We start from the raw sequence: 1344 nt of genomic DNA, 5'->3' as shown, positions 1-1344 counted from the left end.
TGAGGTTCACCCCGAACGGTGGACAGGGGCTTAAGAAGTTCAGGCAGCTGCTCGGAGTGACTTCTCATAGTCGCTGGGACTGCGCATCCCGAGCTTGGAGTGCCGCCGCGTACTGTTGTAGAAACGGATCCACTTGTCAACTGCGGCAACGAGTTCCGTCTTGGTGGCGTAGACGTGCCGGTAGTAGTGCTCATGTTTGAACGTGGACCAGAACGACTCGGCGGGGCTGTTGTCCCAGCAGATCCCGGTGGCGCCCATCGACCGGCGTAGCCCGTGCCGGAAACAGGCCTGTGCGGTCAGGTTCCCCGTGTATTCACCGCCGCGGTCGGAATGTAGGACTGTGCCACGACATTCGCCGCCGCGGGCGGCCACGGCCGTCTCGATGGCGGTGGTGACCATCTCGGCACTGATGTGGTCGGCGACGCTGTAGCCGAGAACTGTGCGGGAGTGCCCGTCCCGGATCGCGCACAGGAACATCTCGCCCTCGCCACAGGACAGATACGTGATGTCGGTGAGCCACACGGCGTTGAGGCGGCCCTGATCGAACTCACGATCGACGAGATCCGGCGGGAACGACGCGGACGGGTCGGCCACGGTCGTTCGAACCTTGAACGTGCGTGGGCTGATGCCCTCGATCCCGATCCCGGCCATGACCTTCGCGACGGTCTTCGCGCTGACCACCTCGCCCTGATCCCGCAGCTCCGCGGTGATCCGCGGCGACCCGTAGGTCCCGTCAGAGTCCTTATGCGCCTGGACGATCTTTACCTCCAGGTCCGCACGGCACTGCTGACGCGGCGTCAACACCGTTGCCGCACAACGCTTCACGTACGCGTAGTAGCCCGAGACCGATACACCCAGCAGCCGCGCCATGCGCCGGACCGCGAACCGCCCGCCCACGGACGCCACGGGGCCGGCGACGCCGGCAATGTCATCGGGGCCGGCGTACTTGGCCATCAGAGCGAACCGTTCCGGTTCTTCTGCATCGCGGCAAAGTACGCCGAAGCTTTTACCAGGAACGCGTTGTCCTTCTCCAGCTCGGCGACCTGCCTGCGCAACCGCAGCAACTCGGCCCGCTCCGCCGCCTCCAGCGGGTTCTCCCCGTGGACCTCGGCCGCGGCGATCCGGCGCCGCTCGTCTTTGACCCAGACGCTCAACATCCCCGCGTCGATCCCCAGCTCGCGGGCAACCTCGCTGATCGTGCGCCCGGAATCGATCACACGATGCGCAGCCTCGACCTTGTACTCAGCCGAGTACGACCGGCGCTTACGAGGAGGCATACGGACATCCTTTCAGCAGAACCGCTCGTCCTGCTAACTCGGTGTCCACTGCCTGGGGTGAACCTCA

Annotated in this window: 2 protein-coding genes; both read right to left on the bottom strand. The window is 65.2% G+C overall.

The window, feature by feature from the left end:
* Nucleotides 1-39: 39 nt before the first annotated feature.
* On the bottom strand, nucleotides 40-954 hold the full coding sequence (locus tag SK803_RS46320; RefSeq protein WP_319972638.1) for an IS3 family transposase: 915 nt from the start codon (nucleotides 952-954) through the stop codon (nucleotides 40-42).
* Nucleotides 954-1277: a transposase gene (locus SK803_RS46315; RefSeq protein ID WP_319972637.1), complete on the bottom strand. Its 324-nt coding sequence runs from the start codon at nucleotides 1275-1277 to the stop codon at nucleotides 954-956. The genes SK803_RS46320 and SK803_RS46315 overlap by 1 nt, the downstream gene beginning before the upstream one ends.
* Nucleotides 1278-1344: the final 67 nt, after the last annotated feature.

It is taken from the genome of Lentzea miocenica (assembly GCF_033949945.1).
GTDB lineage: Bacteria > Actinomycetota > Actinomycetes > Mycobacteriales > Pseudonocardiaceae > Lentzea > Lentzea miocenica.
The sequence above is the reverse complement of the archived record's forward strand: the minus strand, read 5'-3'. Positions and strand labels throughout refer to the sequence as shown.